Annotated in this window: 19 protein-coding genes; 12 read left to right on the top strand and 7 right to left on the bottom strand. The window is 55.6% G+C overall.

What is annotated here, in order from left to right:
• Positions 1–8 precede the first annotated feature (8 nt).
• Genes FFI95_RS14045 through mtgA form a run of 3 tightly spaced genes read left to right on the top strand, consistent with a single transcriptional unit; the run spans position 9 to position 1,874 of the window.
• Positions 9–245, top strand: a complete 237-nt coding sequence (locus FFI95_RS14045) for a TIGR02647 family protein (RefSeq protein WP_144823549.1) — start codon at positions 9–11, stop codon at positions 243–245.
• Between the two features lie 23 nt (positions 246–268).
• Positions 269–1,171 carry a diacylglycerol/lipid kinase family protein gene (locus FFI95_RS14040; protein ID WP_144823548.1) on the top strand — a complete coding sequence of 301 codons (903 nt, stop codon included), beginning with the start codon at positions 269–271 and terminating at the stop codon, positions 1,169–1,171.
• Between the two features lie 7 nt (positions 1,172–1,178).
• The gene (mtgA, locus tag FFI95_RS14035; RefSeq protein WP_144823546.1) at positions 1,179–1,874 is read left to right on the top strand and encodes a monofunctional biosynthetic peptidoglycan transglycosylase; all 696 of its coding nucleotides are present in this window, start codon (positions 1,179–1,181) and stop codon (positions 1,872–1,874) included.
• 17 nt (positions 1,875–1,891) lie between these two features.
• Here mtgA and FFI95_RS14030 read toward each other — a convergent pair whose 3' ends face one another.
• From FFI95_RS14030 to FFI95_RS14020, 3 genes are all read right to left on the bottom strand, one after another.
• Complete coding sequence (locus FFI95_RS14030) at positions 1,892–2,677, bottom strand: ZIP family metal transporter (RefSeq protein WP_144823544.1); 786 nt, start codon at positions 2,675–2,677, stop codon at positions 1,892–1,894.
• Between the two features lie 45 nt (positions 2,678–2,722).
• Positions 2,723–3,220 (bottom strand): hypothetical protein, encoded by a 498-nt coding sequence (locus FFI95_RS14025; RefSeq protein WP_144823543.1) that lies wholly within the window; start codon positions 3,218–3,220, stop codon positions 2,723–2,725.
• 188 nt (positions 3,221–3,408) lie between these two features.
• A complete protein-coding gene (locus tag FFI95_RS14020) occupies positions 3,409–3,600 on the bottom strand; it encodes a hypothetical protein (protein WP_144823541.1) in 192 nt (63 codons plus the stop codon).
• Positions 3,601–3,740: 140 nt separating this feature from the next.
• On the opposite strand from FFI95_RS14020, the gene FFI95_RS14015 reads away from it, so the two are divergent.
• A complete protein-coding gene (locus tag FFI95_RS14015; RefSeq protein WP_144823539.1) occupies positions 3,741–4,640 on the top strand; it encodes a LysR family transcriptional regulator in 900 nt (299 codons plus the stop codon).
• An 18-nt stretch (positions 4,641–4,658) separates the two neighbouring features.
• Here the strand turns inward: FFI95_RS14015 and FFI95_RS14010 are convergent, their stop codons facing one another.
• On the bottom strand, positions 4,659–5,378 hold the full coding sequence (locus FFI95_RS14010; RefSeq protein WP_484177366.1) for a transglycosylase SLT domain-containing protein: 720 nt from the start codon (positions 5,376–5,378) through the stop codon (positions 4,659–4,661).
• A gap of 89 nt (positions 5,379–5,467) precedes the next feature.
• Between FFI95_RS14010 and FFI95_RS14005 the strand changes: the two genes are divergently transcribed.
• Positions 5,468–6,286, top strand: a complete 819-nt coding sequence (locus FFI95_RS14005) for a DUF2059 domain-containing protein (RefSeq protein WP_144823538.1) — start codon at positions 5,468–5,470, stop codon at positions 6,284–6,286.
• A gap of 80 nt (positions 6,287–6,366) precedes the next feature.
• On the opposite strand, the gene FFI95_RS14000 is transcribed toward FFI95_RS14005, so the two are convergent.
• Entirely contained in the window at positions 6,367–6,645 is a 279-nt protein-coding gene (locus FFI95_RS14000) for a peptidylprolyl isomerase (protein ID WP_144823536.1), read from the bottom strand.
• 180 nt (positions 6,646–6,825) lie between these two features.
• Between FFI95_RS14000 and FFI95_RS13995 the strand changes: the two genes are divergently transcribed.
• From FFI95_RS13995 to FFI95_RS13980, 4 genes are all read left to right on the top strand, one after another.
• On the top strand, positions 6,826–8,412 hold the full coding sequence (locus tag FFI95_RS13995; protein ID WP_144823534.1) for an ABC-F family ATPase: 1,587 nt from the start codon (positions 6,826–6,828) through the stop codon (positions 8,410–8,412).
• 90 nt (positions 8,413–8,502) lie between these two features.
• Positions 8,503–9,066, top strand: a complete 564-nt coding sequence (locus FFI95_RS13990) for a DUF1415 domain-containing protein (protein WP_144823532.1) — start codon at positions 8,503–8,505, stop codon at positions 9,064–9,066.
• A gap of 248 nt (positions 9,067–9,314) precedes the next feature.
• Complete coding sequence (locus FFI95_RS13985; RefSeq protein ID WP_144823530.1) at positions 9,315–10,046, top strand: polyamine aminopropyltransferase; 732 nt, start codon at positions 9,315–9,317, stop codon at positions 10,044–10,046.
• Positions 10,047–10,062: 16 nt separating this feature from the next.
• Positions 10,063–10,965 carry an NAD-dependent protein deacetylase gene (locus tag FFI95_RS13980; protein WP_144823528.1) on the top strand — a complete coding sequence of 301 codons (903 nt, stop codon included), beginning with the start codon at positions 10,063–10,065 and terminating at the stop codon, positions 10,963–10,965.
• Positions 10,966–10,986: 21 nt separating this feature from the next.
• On the opposite strand, the gene FFI95_RS13975 is transcribed toward FFI95_RS13980, so the two are convergent.
• Both FFI95_RS13975 and FFI95_RS13970 read right to left on the bottom strand, forming a co-directional pair.
• Positions 10,987–12,039 carry a sodium:calcium antiporter gene (locus tag FFI95_RS13975; protein WP_246069523.1) on the bottom strand — a complete coding sequence of 351 codons (1,053 nt, stop codon included), beginning with the start codon at positions 12,037–12,039 and terminating at the stop codon, positions 10,987–10,989.
• Between the two features lie 50 nt (positions 12,040–12,089).
• The gene (locus FFI95_RS13970) at positions 12,090–13,169 is read right to left on the bottom strand and encodes a Leu/Phe/Val dehydrogenase (RefSeq protein ID WP_144823526.1); all 1,080 of its coding nucleotides are present in this window, start codon (positions 13,167–13,169) and stop codon (positions 12,090–12,092) included.
• Between the two features lie 220 nt (positions 13,170–13,389).
• Between FFI95_RS13970 and FFI95_RS13965 the strand changes: the two genes are divergently transcribed.
• The 3 genes from FFI95_RS13965 (at position 13,390) to FFI95_RS13955 (ending at position 14,710) form a co-directional block, all read left to right on the top strand.
• Positions 13,390–14,121 carry an AzlC family ABC transporter permease gene (locus tag FFI95_RS13965; protein WP_144823524.1) on the top strand — a complete coding sequence of 244 codons (732 nt, stop codon included), beginning with the start codon at positions 13,390–13,392 and terminating at the stop codon, positions 14,119–14,121.
• On the top strand, positions 14,118–14,429 hold the full coding sequence (locus tag FFI95_RS13960) for an AzlD family protein (protein ID WP_144823523.1): 312 nt from the start codon (positions 14,118–14,120) through the stop codon (positions 14,427–14,429). Before FFI95_RS13965 ends, FFI95_RS13960 begins: the two co-directional genes overlap by 4 nt.
• A 68-nt stretch (positions 14,430–14,497) precedes the next feature.
• Positions 14,498–14,710: a dodecin gene (locus FFI95_RS13955; protein ID WP_144823521.1), complete on the top strand. Its 213-nt coding sequence runs from the start codon at positions 14,498–14,500 to the stop codon at positions 14,708–14,710.
• Positions 14,711–14,719: the final 9 nt, after the last annotated feature.

The following is a 14,719-nucleotide window of genomic DNA, read 5'->3' as shown; positions in this document are numbered from 1 at the left end:
GGCGCACCATGACAATTTCTTCAGAACATATTGCAGAACTCAATCTTCTGTCCCAGTTTGAATCTTCATCGGGCCAGGCGGGAATCAAAGTGCACCAGGGCGATGCGCCAAAGGAGACAGTTCAGGCGGCAGAACGTCTTTTCGCCAAAGGCCTGATAACCCGGGATGATGGCGGCTACCTTACACCTTTGGGTAGCGAGGCTGTGGAGCTGACCCTTAAACTGCAATCAATCCTTACCTCATAAGTCCGGGAGCCACATAGAAACCTATGGCTTATTGGTTGGTTGCCAATCCTTACGCCGGTAATGGGCAGAAGAACGGGGAGCAATGGCTAAAGTACCTGGCTGAAGCCGGTATTACGGAGCCTGAGCGATGCGATCTTCTGGATCAGAGCTGGAAGCATCGCGTCGCTCCGGGTGATATTGTGATGGTCGCCGGCGGGGACGGTTCGGTGAATACCGGAGCCGGCATATGCCTTGAGCGTAATGCCACACTGGCGGTTTTGCCGTCCGGTACTGCCAACGATTTTGCCCGCAACCTGGCATTGCCCGAAGACCCATCCGCTCTGTGTGAGCTGATTCGGGATAACGTTGCTCAGGACGTTGATGTGGCTGAATTTGGTGAGGGGATGTTCCTGAACGTTGCTCACATTGGCCTGGGGGCCCTTCCCGCCAAAGAATCCAGTGGGGCTGCCAAGAAGCTGCTCGGGCGGTTTAGTTACGGCGTGCAGGCGCTGCGCCGGGTAAATGCCAGACGTGGGTTCCGCGCAAAAATACGCTGTGACCAGGCGTTTGTGAGTGGTCGTTGGTTATCGGTTGCCGTCTCTAACGGCGCGTTTTTTGGTGGCGGAAATGAAATACCCCAGGCGACAGCGAATGATGGGCTACTGCATGTGATCGCCGTGAAACCGCGCCCTCTGCTCCAGTTACTTTTTACCTTTTTTCTTGTTCAGCTCACTGGAAATTCACCCAAACGCACCAGCACGCTGGTACATTTGAAGGGTGAGCGTTGCGACATCCTCACATCCCGACCTAAAACGGTCGCCGTCGATGGTGATGAAGCCGGCAAAACGCCTCTTCACGTTGTCTGCCGCAGGCACAGTCTCCGGGTAATCGGGACGTCTGTGGTGCGCACAGGCGATGCTGCGACCAGCCAGCCCGGACTGAAGTAAAGCACTTATGGCTCGTAAATCGATCGCAAGACGCATTGTCCGGTGGATGGTCTGGGCGTTTTTGGCCGTGGTGCTGTTCATTGCGTCTTTGCTGTTGCTTTTCCGGTATGTAAATCCTCCCACTTCGGCATTTATCCTTGGCTATCGCATGGCCAACCCTCAAACAGAAGTGCATCAGCAATGGGTTGATTACGAAGACATCTCCCCCTGGATGCCGCTGGCAGTGGTGGCCAGTGAAGATCAGCGATTTCCGGATCACTGGGGCGTTGATTTTGCAGCCATCCGCCAGGCATTAATTGAATATCAGGCGGGGGAAGGGCTGAGAGGCGCAAGCACTATTACCCAACAAACCGCCAAAAACCTGTTTCTCTGGAACGGGCGCAGTTTTCTTCGTAAAACTCTGGAGGCCGGATTGGCGCTGGCGCTCGACGGGCTTTGGTCAAAGCGCCGCATTCTGGAGGTTTATTTGAATATCGCGGAGTTCGGCCCGGGGATTTATGGTGTCGAGGCGGCAAGCCGAGCTTATTTTGGCGCTTCTGCGCGGCAGCTGTCTGCTGAACACTCGGCCCGGCTTGCAGCCGTATTGCCTAATCCGAAAGTATTGAATGCAGCAGCGCCATCACCGTATGTCCGGGATCGGGCGTTCTGGATCCGGGGGCAGATGGATCAGCTTTCGGGACTGCAATATCTCAGGCATTTGTAGACGCCCTGGCGGAAAGGTCAGCCAAGGGTGGCATCCAGGAACATCATCACCACAAAGCCCACCAGCAGTGCGAAGGTTGCCATGGTTTTGTCACGGCTCCGGTGGGTTTCGGGGATAATTTCATTACTGATAATAAACAACATGGCACCAGCCGCAAAGCCCAGGGTCCAGGGCATAACCGGCTCCGCCAGCCAAACCAGGGCAGCCCCGAACACACCGCCAATGGGTTCAGCCAGGCCGGTAAGCAAAGCGATTGCAAAGGCCTTGGCGCGGGAGTATTGAATTGCAATCAGTGAGAGGGCAACGGCAAGGCCTTCGGGTATATTCTGAATGCCAATCCCCATGGCCAGAACAAAACCGTTACGCACGTCCCCTCCGGCAAAGCCCACGCCTACCGCCATGCCTTCGGGGAAGTTGTGCAGGGTAATGGCAATAATAAAAAGCCATATACGACGAATATGGGAGGCATCCGGGCCTTCCGGACCCAGGTTGAAGTGCTCATGGGGCAGCCTCTGGTGGATATAGTACAGAGCGCCGGCACCCGAGAGGACGCCAAAGATCACTAATAGTGCAGCGGCCCAGGTTGCGCCCAGAAGAGTCTCGCCGTACTCCAGCCCCGGAAGCAGTAGAGAAAAGAACGAGGCTGCCAGCATCACGCCTGCAGCACCTGCCAGCATACAATCCTGCAGCCGGTCTGACAGATCTCTGATGAAAAAGACGGCCAGGGCGCCGATGCCGGTTGCAAGGCCCGCTAAAAGACTTGCCAGTGCGCCAAGCCAGACGATGCTGACGTCGGTTGTCATGAGCGGTAGGCCCTTATACGTTTAATGGCGTCCGTTGCAGGCATTTCAGTCCGTTGCCCGAGTTGGGCTTTTTGACCGTGACAGTGTAGGTTCACAACCGACAACCTGTCTTGCCTGCTTGTGCGCATGCAGATACCAACGCTGCCCCGGTTTGGTAAAGGTGCCCGGAGTGATCTGAAAATCCGTGGTTTCCATTGTTGCCGGAATGGGTGAGCCATCCGCATGGCGATAGACACAGCTGGTTTTGAGGGTGGTGGATGTTGCCGCGGGTATTTCGATAAAGCCATCATCCCTGACCCGGGGTGCGTTACCATCAATACTGATTATTTTGAGGCAGGGGCCGTAGTGCGTCTTACCCTGATCGCTGAGGTATTCGCTCAGGCAATGCCGGGCGCTTAGGAGAACAGAGTTGCGGTCAGATGCGTCTGTGCTTGCAGGCAGAGTCTGGCTGCCCGGGCTGCTCGCTGTCTTGGTATCGGTTAACGACTGACAGCCCGTCAGTAGGAACAGGCAGGCCAGAATAAGCGTGGCAACAGATTTCATCGCGACTCCTCATAGCATTGAACAAAATAGACTTGTTCGGCAACAGAGGGTCAGTTTAACTCAGCTTGTCTGATTGCACACGGGCTGTCATTCAGCGTTTTAGCAGGAACTGCTTTGAATGGTGGGGGGTGAGCCGGTAGCGGGAGCTGCACTTTATTGCGCAGCTCTTTACATAGCCCTGAGGAGTATCAGTGGCCGCCCTGAACCTGGGCCATTTCTGTAACTGCTACAGTCTTGCGATTAAATGAGCGCAGCTTGCGGCTCAGGAACTGTACTGCCATCTTTGCGGCGGCACGCGTATGCTGGCTTCTCATTTCCCCACCATTGTGGAGGACACTGGACGGTAGCGGATGAACGGTTGCGATATGCTTTTGAGCCATAGCGACTTCCTCCTTTTCTGGTGAGTTGCTATTTGTGAGTGACTGTTTGGATCTATCGAAATTTACATTAACTATAAGGGTATTTTTTTGCAGTGTGAATACGTTAAAATCCGTACTCATGTTGCAAATGTGCAGTGGCTATGGACTGGGATTATCTTCGATATATACACGCTTTGGCAATAGGTGGAACCCTCGCAAAAGCCGGGGAAATACTGGGGGTGCATCAAACCACGGTTTTACGACGGCTGGACCAGATGGAAGAGACTCTGGGGGTACAGTTTTTTGAGCGTAACCGGGACGGGTTGCAACTGACTCCGGTAGGGGAGACCGCCTTCCGTAATGCAGAGAAACTGTCGGGAGAGATGGAAGACCTTGAGCGCAGGCTGGTTGGGCAGGACTCAGCGCCAGTGGGTAAAGTGCGCCTGGCGGTAGAAGACACAATGATGAGCGAGCTGCTGGGGCCGATTCTGGCTGAACTGGTGCGGGAGTTTCCTGATATCGAACTGGAGGTGCTCACCGACAATGACGTTACCAACCTTTCGCACCGGGAGGCAGACCTCACGTTGCGTCCGGAGAATAAGCCTCAGGCCACGCTGGAAGGGGAGCGCATCGCCGCCATTGAATCGGCAGTGTATGGCTCAGCCGGGTACTGCCGGCGTAACCGTAATATGGACATCGAAAACCATCCGGAGGACTGCCTCTGGATTATACCGGACGACACATTCAGCCACCTGGCAACCGGGCGCTGGTATCGTAAGCAGCTGAAGAATATTACTTCGTACATCCGCTGTAACAGTTTGCATGCAATGCATGCACTGGCTTGCTCCGGGGCCGGCCTTGCAGTATTGCCGTGTTTTCTGGGAGAGGGCACAAAAGAGCTGCGCCGGCTGTCAGACCCGCTTGAGGGTGAAAGTGTTGACCTGTGGCTGCATGTAAGCCAGGACACACAGCAAATGGCAAGAGTGCGTATTGTGATGGAGTTTCTGGTAGAGCGGCTGCGCAGTCAGGCACCCATCATCGAATTTAATCCGGCCAGCTGAACGCCGCCTCGCCAGCGTTCAGCGGCACACCGGCCAGAACTGATACCAGCGCCAGCACTGAAATTCCTGTTCACAGGTTTTGAGCTGGTTGTCGTAACGGAAGGCCCGGTTCCGGACACGTACCGCCAAAGCTGTCACCGCCGGCTTGCGGGCAAACGTTTTGCGCGCATAGCCGGCACGGCCTTCGTGATACGCCAGGTAGAGCCGGCGTGGGCTATGGTAAGGAATACCAAGTTGACGGTGAGTGAGATGGTTATACCAGCCAACAAAATCCAGTGCATACTCCATATCCGTGCGAACGGTAAATAAACCATCACCGTTGGCTTCCAGATACTCCCGCCAGGCAGGGTCCAGAGCCTGCGCGTAGCCGTACGCTGTCGTGGGGCGTGACCAGGGGATAACCCCCCACAGTTGCGTTCGCGGTGGCCGGGCATGGCTCCGGAACGAAGACTCGTAATAAACAAACGCCATCTGGGTGGCAATGGGTGTTCCCCAGCGCTCCTGAGAGGCATAGGCGTAGTCATACCAGGCGGTATGTTCCCGGAAGATATCGCACAAATCGTCCGGATTAACCGGCGGGTCCGGCGCAAGCAGGCTGAAACGCAGTGTGGCCCAGGTTCCGATGACCACGCCCAGGACCGGCAGCCCGTACCACTTCATGCGGGAACGCCATCGGTTACGCCGGATCTTGCGCTTGCTGTTGCTCTGGCGCGCCGGTTTCCAGAATTTCCCTACCAAACTGTCATCTCCGGACCCCATGGATTACTTGCTCAGGGGTGGGCTGGCGTGTCATAAACGCTGCATCCACCACACAGGATGATAGTAAAATGAAGCTTGGCACCCTAGTTAAACCTGTTTTAGTCGTCGGGCTGTTATTCGCTGGCCCGGTTGTGGCTGCGTCCAGTGCTCAGCAGGCGCTGAGTGCATCACCCATAGACGATATTGTTAAACGTTACCCCGACATGATGAGCGAGGGTATCCGCGAAGGGCTGACGCGCAGGCAGCAAATACCTCCCATGGTTGCAGACACCATCGGGTTTGTCGTGAATAACAGTTTCAGTGCAGCCAGGATAGAGCAGCAGGTTGTAAACAAGCTGGATGAGGATCTTTCAGATAAACAGCTTGAGGCGGTAGAGAGCTGGTATCAGACGCCTGTGGCACAGAAGATTTCCGCTGCTGAAATTGCGGCTTCGGACCCGGCAGTCTGGAAGGAGGTTCAGTCCCGGGCACCGGAACTGAACAAACAGTACAAAGGCTCAGAGCGCGCGCGGATGTTCCAGAGGTTTGATCGTGCAGCCCGCGCCACAGAGAGCGCTGTGGATACCAGCATTGCTGTGCAACTGGGCCTGGCAACGGCCATGGCGGCGTTCAGCAGTGATTCGGAAAATTACGATACACTCAGGCAGAAAATCGAAAGTCAGCGGGGCCAGATTCGCGGCGTGGTTGAGCAGCAGGTGTATAACAGCTATCTGTACACCTATGAGAAAATCAGCGACCAGGAAATGGGGTTGTATATGGATTTTCTGGAAAGTGGGCCGGGGTCTGCGTTCTCGCAATCGGTTACCCAGAGTATTCAGCAGGCAATTACCGACCCGGTTGAATCCATTGGCAAGCAGATGTCGCGATTCCTTTCACCAGAAGAGTAAAGCCGGCGTAGCACAGGGCACGGTTGAAGGCTGGTTCCCGAGTGGTCAGGAACCAGCCAGCAGGCCGCTGTGTAACAGCCTTAGTCGCGGCTGGTCACTTCCAGCAGGTGATAACCAAACTGGGTTTTCACCGGACCGAGAACCTTATTAACCTCGCCACTGAACACGACCTTGTCGAATTCCGGAACCATCTGCCCCGGGCCAAACGAACCCAGGTCGCCGCCGTTACGGCCAGAGGGGCAAGACGAATGTTGCTTCGCGACCTCTGCGAAATCCTGACCGCCTTCAATAGCGCTCTTCAGCTCTTCACACTTTGCTTCGCTGTCTACCAGAATGTGACGTGCGGTTGCCTGTGTCATGATCCTCTTCCTTACATAGAATGAATGGGTACCCGGAGGGGAATGCTGCCCGTACCTGACGCCTGTGGCAACCCCTATTATCCGTGTTTGTTCGTCCTCACGATTGCCGCGGCAAACCTGTACAATGCCGGCTTTCTTCAGCCGGCTCAGCGCCGGCCCTCACATCTATAGGTTTGTTTCTTGATTTCTACCGCCAACATTACCATGCAGTTCGGGGCTAAGCCCCTGTTTGAAAACGTATCCGCAAAATTCGGCAACGGCCATCGTTACGGGCTGATCGGCGCCAACGGTTCCGGCAAATCCACCCTGATGAAAATTCTCGGCGGCGATCTGGAGCCCTCAGCAGGGCAGGTCATGCTCGAGCCCAATGTGCGCCTGGGTAAACTGAGACAGGATCAGTTTGCTTATGAAGACTGCTCGGTGATGGATACGGTGATTATGGGTCATGAAGAACTGTGGCACGTTAAGAACGAGCGTGACCGCATCTACTCCCAGGCCGAGATGAGTGAAGAAGACGGCATGGCCGTGGCCGATCTGGAAGTCCAGTTTGCCGAAATGGACGGTTATACCGCGGAATCCCGTGCAGGCGAGTTGCTTCTGGGGCTGGATATTCCCCTGGAACAGCATGACGGCCCCATGAGCAACCTGGCTCCCGGCTGGAAGCTCCGCGTCTTACTCGCACAGGCCTTGTTTTCAGACCCGGATGTGTTGTTGCTGGACGAGCCCACCAACCACCTGGATATAAACACTATCCGTTGGCTGGAAAACATCCTGGTGGCACGTAGCAGCACCATGATTATTATTTCCCACGACCGGCATTTTCTGAACAGCGTGTGTACCCACATGGCGGATCTGGATTACGGCGAGCTGAAGCTGTTCCCGGGCAATTACGATGAATACATGACAGCAGCCACCCAGGCCCGCGAGCGTATGCAGGCCGACAACGCCAAGAAAAAGGCCCAGATTGCAGAGCTGCAGCAGTTCGTCAGCCGTTTCTCCGCGAACGCATCAAAAGCAAAACAGGCCACCTCCCGTGCCCGTCAGATTGATAAAATACAGCTGGAAGAAGTAAAACCCTCCAGTCGCGTAAGCCCGTTCATACGGTTTGAGCAAGGCAAGAAACTGCACCGCCAGGCCGTCACCCTTCGCGACCTGACCAAAGGCTTTGATGGCAACACTTTGTTTAATGAACTGAGCCTGCAAATTGAAGCCGGCGAGCGGGTTGCGATCATTGGCCCCAACGGTATTGGCAAAACCACATTGTTGCAGTGCCTGGCCGGTGCGTACCAGCCCGACAGCGGCGAAATAAAGTGGACAGACAGCGCAGAGGTTGGCTACTACGCCCAGGACCATACGGCGGATTTTGCCTCAGACGATACCCTGACCGACTGGATGGCACAGTGGACCACAGGCGGGGAACAGTTGGTGCGGGGCACGCTCGGGCGTATGCTGTTCTCCGGCGACGACATCGGCAAATCGGTGCGGGTTATTTCCGGTGGTGAGCAGGGGCGCATGCTATTCGGCAAGCTGATTCTGCAAAAGCCGAATGTGATGCTGATGGATGAGCCCACGAACCATCTGGATATGGAGTCCATCGAGGCGCTGAACCTGGCGCTTGAGAATTACCCGGGGACGCTGATTTTTGTCAGCCATGACCGGGAGTTTGTGTCTTCATTGGCGACCCGGGTTATTGAGTTGACGCCTGACGGTATTACTGACTTTAGCGGTAGCTATGATGATTATCTTCGAAGCCAAGGCTACTTTTAAAGTCTTGCCATACTTCGGGGCTGGCCAGTCCCGCCCGACTGACCGATTCGAACTTCTGAGTTTGGATCTTTAAAACGAGGGGTTTTGCGAGTGAATGAAGGAACAGTAGTTCAGACAACCCGGAAATGGGTCGAAGATGTCGTTGTTGGGTACAACCTCTGCCCCTTCGCAAAACGGGAACTGGTGCGGGGCCGTGTTCGTTTTGTGGTAACCGAAGCGGATAACGAAGAATCACTCCTCCAGGCGCTGCAAGCGGAGCTCCGGCGGTTGGATGACGAACCGGATGTGGAAACGACGTTGTTGATTCATCCCGACGCACTGCAGGATTTTGCGGCTTATAATGAGTTTCTGGACGCGGCAGATGGGTTGTTGGCTTATCTGGATATGGAAGGTGTTTATCAGATTGCCAGCTTCCATCCAAACTACCAGTTTGCGGACACCAAGCCGGATGATGCGGAGAACTACACCAACCGCTCTCCGTTCCCTATGCTTCATGTGTTGCGTGAGGCCAGCCTGGAGACCGCGATTGATAATCATCCGGATGTGGATGGCATTCCGCAGCGGAATATTGAACTGATGAACACGCTTGGTGCGGAGAAAATGCGGGATATCCTGAGCAACTGTTTAAAAGCGACTGAAGGTGCTGAGAAATAAATTAAGGAACTGATGGATATCACGCCCAAAGATGTGCGAAGCACGAATACAGGGGAGTAAGCGGGCGAGCAGTTGGGTAACCTCTCCCCAAACTGTGCGGAGCCAGGGATGGCGGAGCCCAAGCGTCACATGGATGTGCCGCAAGGAGCGTGTTTGGGGAGAGGTTACCCAACTGCGACTGCACCATGCTACCAAGTTAATGCACAAGATCGGGACACACCTAGTCATAAAAAAACCGAGGCACCAGAGTGGCACGACTATTCGAGCAAATTGATAGCCAACCGTCCGAAATCGGGGAAATCACACTCCGCCGCCGGCGCATTCCCGCACTGGGCGACCGGGACATATACGAAGTGAAACTCGGCGAAGAGTTTCTCATGTCCAGCATGTTTGTAGACGCCGAAGTGGCCCTCTCCGATCTCGGACTGGCTGCAACCGAAGGCGACAACCTGAGCGTCGTGGTGGGTGGCCTGGGCCTTGGCTACACCGCTGTGGCTGCGCTCAGACATGAACGGGTAGGGGAATTGCTGGTCGTCGAATACCTGGAACCGGTGATCCGCTGGCACCAGCAAGAGAACGTGCCCCTGGGAAAAGACCTCAACGCAGATGCCCGCAGCCGCTATGTTCATGGCAGCTTCTTTGACCTGGCCGTTGCCGACCCCGAGAGCGGCGGCTTTGACCCCGAAGCCCCAGGCAAACAGTTTGATGCCATTTTGCTGGACATTGATCACTCGCCCCGGGCACTGCTGAATGATTCGAGCGCCAGCTTTTACACCACTGACAATATCACGCTCATGGCCAGACAGCTTAAACCCCGTGGTATCTTTGCTATGTGGTCCAATGAAGGCGAAGATCCCGTCTTTATGGACGTACTGAAGGAAGTATTCACCGACGTGGTCTGCCATGTCGTAAGCTTCTACAATCCGTTCCAGAACAGAGAGTCGTTCAATACCGTTTATGTAGCCCGCAAGCCAGGCTGAGCCTGTCGGAGGTTTTATGTCCGTTACCACCCACCGTACACGACCGTTCAGTGCGCACCAGCGTCTCCCGGAATTGCGCGAGCCTGCAGTTTCGCATGAGCCGGAACAGGCAGGAAAGCTGCTGGCTGACTTTATTCAGCGTCATCCACGGCTGATGATTCTGACCGGGGCAGGTGTCAGTACAGACTCGGGCATTCCGGATTACCGTGACGGTGAGGGGGCCTGGAAACGAAAACAGCCGGTTCAGCACCAGGATTTTATGGAAAACCGGCACATCCGTCAGCGCTACTGGGGGCGAAGCCTGATAGGCTGGCCCGTGATGCGCAATGCCACACCCAACCCCGCCCATTACCACATCGCCGACCTTGAACAGCGTAACCACGCCAGCCTGGTGGTCACCCAGAATGTCGATCGCCTGCACCAGAAGGCCGGCACACAGGCGGTCAGCGACTTACATGGTCGTGCGGATGAAGTGCGGTGCATGAGCTGTGAGTACCGCTGCACCCGGGACGCCATGCATGAACGTTGCGCGGATCTGAACCCCGGGTTCGGGCACTACAGAGCCAGAACCGCACCGGATGGCGATGCGGATCTGGAGGTGGATTTCTCCGGGTTTCGCCTGGCAGACTGCCCCCGGTGTGACGGTATCCTGAAACCGGACGTGGTCTTTTTCGGGGATTATGTACCCAGGCAACGAGTGCTGTCAGCGCGGGACGCACTGAAAGAGAGCGATGGCCTGCTGGTGATTGGCTCGTCGCTGATGGTGTACTCGGGGTTCCGCTTCTGTCGCTATGCCAAAGACCTGGAGAAGCCGATCGCCACCCTTAATCTGGGGCGGACACGGGCAGAGGGCCTGGCAGACCTTAAGTTGAACGCGAGCATTGGAGGGACTCTGAAGGCTTCACTCGATCAGCTATAGTCAGCCGCAAACCGGGGTTGGCTAACCTGAGGCCTGGATGCCGCTGAGCAGCATCACAACCCCGAAAACGTACAGCGCCATAATGACTGTACTCTCCATGCCAATCTTCCCGATGCCCTCGCGCTCCCGGCGAATCAGCCCCATCATCAGTATCCCTGACATCAGCAATGTAAGTACTACCCAGAACTTTGAGTCCTCGGGCATGGCGTGGTAAATCGACCCCTCCCTGTAAGCAATATCTGAAGCCGCCGTAAACAAAGTATCAAAGGCGTTACCGCCAATGATCCCACCCACCGCAAGAGTGAGGGCTCCGCGGCGAACAGCGGCAATGGACGTTACCAGTTCCGGAATTGAGGTGCTGACAGATGTGAGTAGCACGCCGACGACCGTCTGTGTCAGATTTGTCTGGCCAGCGATTGCGGTGGCTGCCGGCTCAAGTGACCAGCCGGCGATGCCCAGAATGGCCATCAGTATCAGAAACTCAACCCACAGGCGGGACAGGGGCGGCATTTCCGTCACGTCATCGGGTGTGTCTTCACGGGTTTCCCGGGTTACGGAGGGGCGCCACATGGGCGATTGTGAGGCCTGGCGCACCAGATAAATACCGTAAAAATAAACAGCAAGTAAAACCGGCGTGATCGGATGTATTCCGCCAACCGTGACGTCTGGCAGGTAGGGTGCGAAGAGGATCAGAGCCAGCAGGCAGATGAGCAGCCCATTGTGCATCATGTTTGGAACCGACGCGGCGGCATGCTCCAGATTGGAGCGACGGTAAACCATGTCAGCAACCGCCAGGAAAAACGTCTGTACGGCAATGCCCCCCAGTGCGTTACTGACAGCCAGTTCCACATTGCCATGCCACGCCGCGGTTACTGAGAGAACCGAACCACCCATGGAGGTGGATGCGCCTAGCAGCAAAGCACCCGCGGCCGCTTCGCCAATGCCGGTGCGGTCTGCCAGCTGATCGACTACCCGGGTGATACGGGTTCCGGCAATTGCGATGATGGCTGCACACACCAAAAAAACCAGACTCCCCTGCAGGAGACTCCAGCTTTCGGTCGGTGGAATTGACACGTTAAACGAGCTCCTTTCCCCGCCGCCAATCATGGGGCAAGGCCGCAGAATCAGTATGCCTGTGCAGAGGCCTCATCGTGCTTCCGGAAACGTTCTTCAGCAAGCAGGTTGGCAACCGCACCCGTGGGTGTGCCAGTGTTGTCTGAGCGGGTGAAAATCTCTGTCAGAGTTTCACCAATACCTTCCACGTGGGCGCGCACCTCCTCCGGAGACGCACCGGTGCTCTCGTAGAATACATCGATAATGCCACCTGCGTTAATCGCAAAGTCCGGCGCATACAGAATGCCCCGGTCTTTCAGGGCCTGGTCATGATCCGGACGCTGCAGCAGGTTATTGGCCGCGCCTGCAATGACCGATGCCTGCAGCCGGGGAATGCTGGTGTCATTCAACACGGCGCCCATTGCGCAGGGCGCGATTACGTCGACAGGCAAGAACAGAATATCGTCGGCTGAGGCTGGATGGGCGCCGAGTTCTTCCACTGCGCGTTGCATATTTTCCCGATAAATATCATAAACCCACAGCTCTGCACCGGCTTCTTTCAGGTGCCGGGCGAGTCGGTAACCCACATTGCCGACACCCTGAACAGCCACCTTCAGCCCGGTCAGGTCCCCGCGGCCCAGTTTATGTTTTACCGCCGCTTTCAGCCCCGCAAACACGCCATAGGCTGTGGTTGGCGAGGGGTCGCCGTTGCTTGGCTGTCCGTCGAACGCAATATGTTCGGTTATGCCGGCAACGTGACGGGTCTGGCGGCCGATGACTTTAAGATCGGCGACACTGGTGCCGGAATCTTCCGCGGCAATGTACTGGCCGCCAAGCCCTTCCACATGTCTGCCCATGGCTTCCAGCAGAACGTCACTTTTTTGCGTGTGCGGGTCGCCGATAATCACGGATTTGCCGCCGCCCAGGTCCAGGTTAGCGAGGGCGGATTTGTAGGTCATGCCCCGGGACAGACGCAACACATCGCGCAACGCCGCCTCATCGTCTGCATAGGGGAACATCCGGCAACCGCCAAGAGCCGGCCCGCGGGAGGAGTTATGGATGGCAACAATGGCCTTAAGTCCGGTTTCCGGATCAGAAAAAAAAGACAGATGTTCGTGGTCATCAAATTCGGGGTGGCTGAATACAGTCATCGGGTTATCTCTTCCTGGGCTTGAACGGGCATTATGTTGCGAAACTGAAAAGCGTCTATCTTAACAGGTGGGAATAAACACTTGCGATTTTCAGGGCTGGTACGCCTCGTGTCAGGGCTCGGCTGGTGGATAAGTCGGACAGAACCTCTGACACATAGCCTGGCCTGAATTGCGGAAACTACTGATACGCGCGCCGGAGAAACTTCCTTAGCTTGCCTAAATGAAAAAATCGTCATATCCCTATCAATTCCAGCCCGCGAAGGTTCGTTCCGAACTTCTGCGGATGCTCCCCATCTCTCTGTTTGTCGTGGCATTCGGCGCAGCCTTTGGCCTTGCCGCTGTGCAGAAAGGTCTGGCCCCGTTCGATACCCTGTTGATGAGTACCCTGATGTTCGCCGGCGCTTCGCAGTTTGCGGCGATTGAAATGTGGGGCGCAGAGGTACCTGTTATTCCGGTAATGGTTGTGGTTTTCGCCATTAACTCCCGGCATCTTTTAATGGGCGCCTCTCTTTATCCCATGCTTAAAGACGTCTCTCCGGCAAAACGTTATGGGCTGATACTCCTGCTTACCGATGCTAACTGGGCAGTGGCGGCTCAGGATTACCAGAGTGGCAGGCATAATCTTGAGGTCATTCTGGGCGGTGGGCTGGTGCTCTGGCTGGCGTGGATTATAGGTACCTGGCTGGGTGTCTATTTTGGTGGTCTTTTTCAGAACCCCAAGAGTCTGGGGATGGATATGGTGCTGGGCTGTTTTCTTTTGTCCATGGCTTTGGGCGGCAAGAAAAACCTGCGTGTACTGGTTGCCTGGGGGCTGGCAGCAGCAGCTTCCCTTGCGGCCTGGAAGTGGTTGCCTGCCAACACCCATGTGGTTGCCGGTGCCCTGGCTGGTGGAGTGGTCGGCTTTTTCTGGCTTGAGAAACAACCGACGGATGCACAAGAGGAGGCGGCATGACCATTGAGACTACGACCGCCGGTGTTCTGGCACTGATCGTGATTATGACGCTGGTCACTCTGGTGACCAGGCTCGGGGGCGTCTTTGCCATGTCCTTCGTGCGGATAAGCCCGCGCGTTGAAAGCTTTATCAATACCATGGCCAGTTCGGTCCTTATCGCCATTGTTGTGCCTATGGCGTTTGCTGGCGATGCAGGCGCTTTGGCGGCATTGTCGGTGACGACGGTGGTGATGTTAGCTCTGAAGAAACCTCTGCCTGCCATATCTGCCGGCATCCTCGCGGCAGCACTGGTGCGCTATCTTGTCTGAGTCATTTGCCGGAACCGGATTTGTCTTATAGGCTTTTGGTGAAGGTCATCAAGTGCAGGAGCTTTCGAATGTCTGATAATCACGTTTATAAAAAAGTGGAGATCATAGGTTCCTCTGAGACGAGTATCGAGAATGCTATAGAAAACGCACTCGCAGAGTCAGCCAAAAGTATTGAGAACATGCAGTGGTTTGAAGTAACGGAAACCCGTGGACACATTGTTGATGGCAAGGTTGGTCACTATCAGGTGTCACTGAACATAGGTTTCCGGATTGAAGGCTAGAATAGGTTA

This window comes from Marinobacter piscis, from assembly GCF_007671655.1.
Taxonomy (GTDB): Bacteria; Pseudomonadota; Gammaproteobacteria; order Pseudomonadales; family Oleiphilaceae; genus Marinobacter; species Marinobacter piscensis.
This window is presented reverse-complemented; position numbering and strand designations above follow the sequence as displayed.

Excerpts from the sequence above, each read along its gene's own strand:
- FFI95_RS14030 (WP_144823544.1), bottom strand. The coding sequence starts at position 2,677 with ATGACAACCGACGTCAGCATCGTCTGGCTTGGCGCACTGGCAAGTCTT.
- FFI95_RS13960 (WP_144823523.1), top strand. The coding sequence starts at position 14,118 with ATGACCATTGAGACTACGACCGCCGGTGTTCTGGCACTGATCGTGATT.
- FFI95_RS13955 (WP_144823521.1), top strand. The coding sequence starts at position 14,498 with ATGTCTGATAATCACGTTTATAAAAAAGTGGAGATCATAGGTTCCTCT.
- mtgA (WP_144823546.1), top strand. The coding sequence starts at position 1,179 with ATGGCTCGTAAATCGATCGCAAGACGCATTGTCCGGTGGATGGTCTGG.
- FFI95_RS14015 (WP_144823539.1), top strand. The coding sequence starts at position 3,741 with ATGGACTGGGATTATCTTCGATATATACACGCTTTGGCAATAGGTGGA.
- FFI95_RS14025 (WP_144823543.1), bottom strand. The coding sequence starts at position 3,220 with ATGAAATCTGTTGCCACGCTTATTCTGGCCTGCCTGTTCCTACTGACG.
- FFI95_RS13980 (WP_144823528.1), top strand. The coding sequence starts at position 10,063 with ATGTCCGTTACCACCCACCGTACACGACCGTTCAGTGCGCACCAGCGT.
- FFI95_RS14000 (WP_144823536.1), bottom strand. The coding sequence starts at position 6,645 with ATGACACAGGCAACCGCACGTCACATTCTGGTAGACAGCGAAGCAAAG.
- FFI95_RS14040 (WP_144823548.1), top strand. The coding sequence starts at position 269 with ATGGCTTATTGGTTGGTTGCCAATCCTTACGCCGGTAATGGGCAGAAG.
- FFI95_RS14005 (WP_144823538.1), top strand. The coding sequence starts at position 5,468 with ATGAAGCTTGGCACCCTAGTTAAACCTGTTTTAGTCGTCGGGCTGTTA.
- FFI95_RS14045 (WP_144823549.1), top strand. The coding sequence starts at position 9 with ATGACAATTTCTTCAGAACATATTGCAGAACTCAATCTTCTGTCCCAG.
- FFI95_RS13965 (WP_144823524.1), top strand. The coding sequence starts at position 13,390 with ATGAAAAAATCGTCATATCCCTATCAATTCCAGCCCGCGAAGGTTCGT.
- FFI95_RS14020 (WP_144823541.1), bottom strand. The coding sequence starts at position 3,600 with ATGGCTCAAAAGCATATCGCAACCGTTCATCCGCTACCGTCCAGTGTC.
- FFI95_RS13970 (WP_144823526.1), bottom strand. The coding sequence starts at position 13,169 with ATGACTGTATTCAGCCACCCCGAATTTGATGACCACGAACATCTGTCT.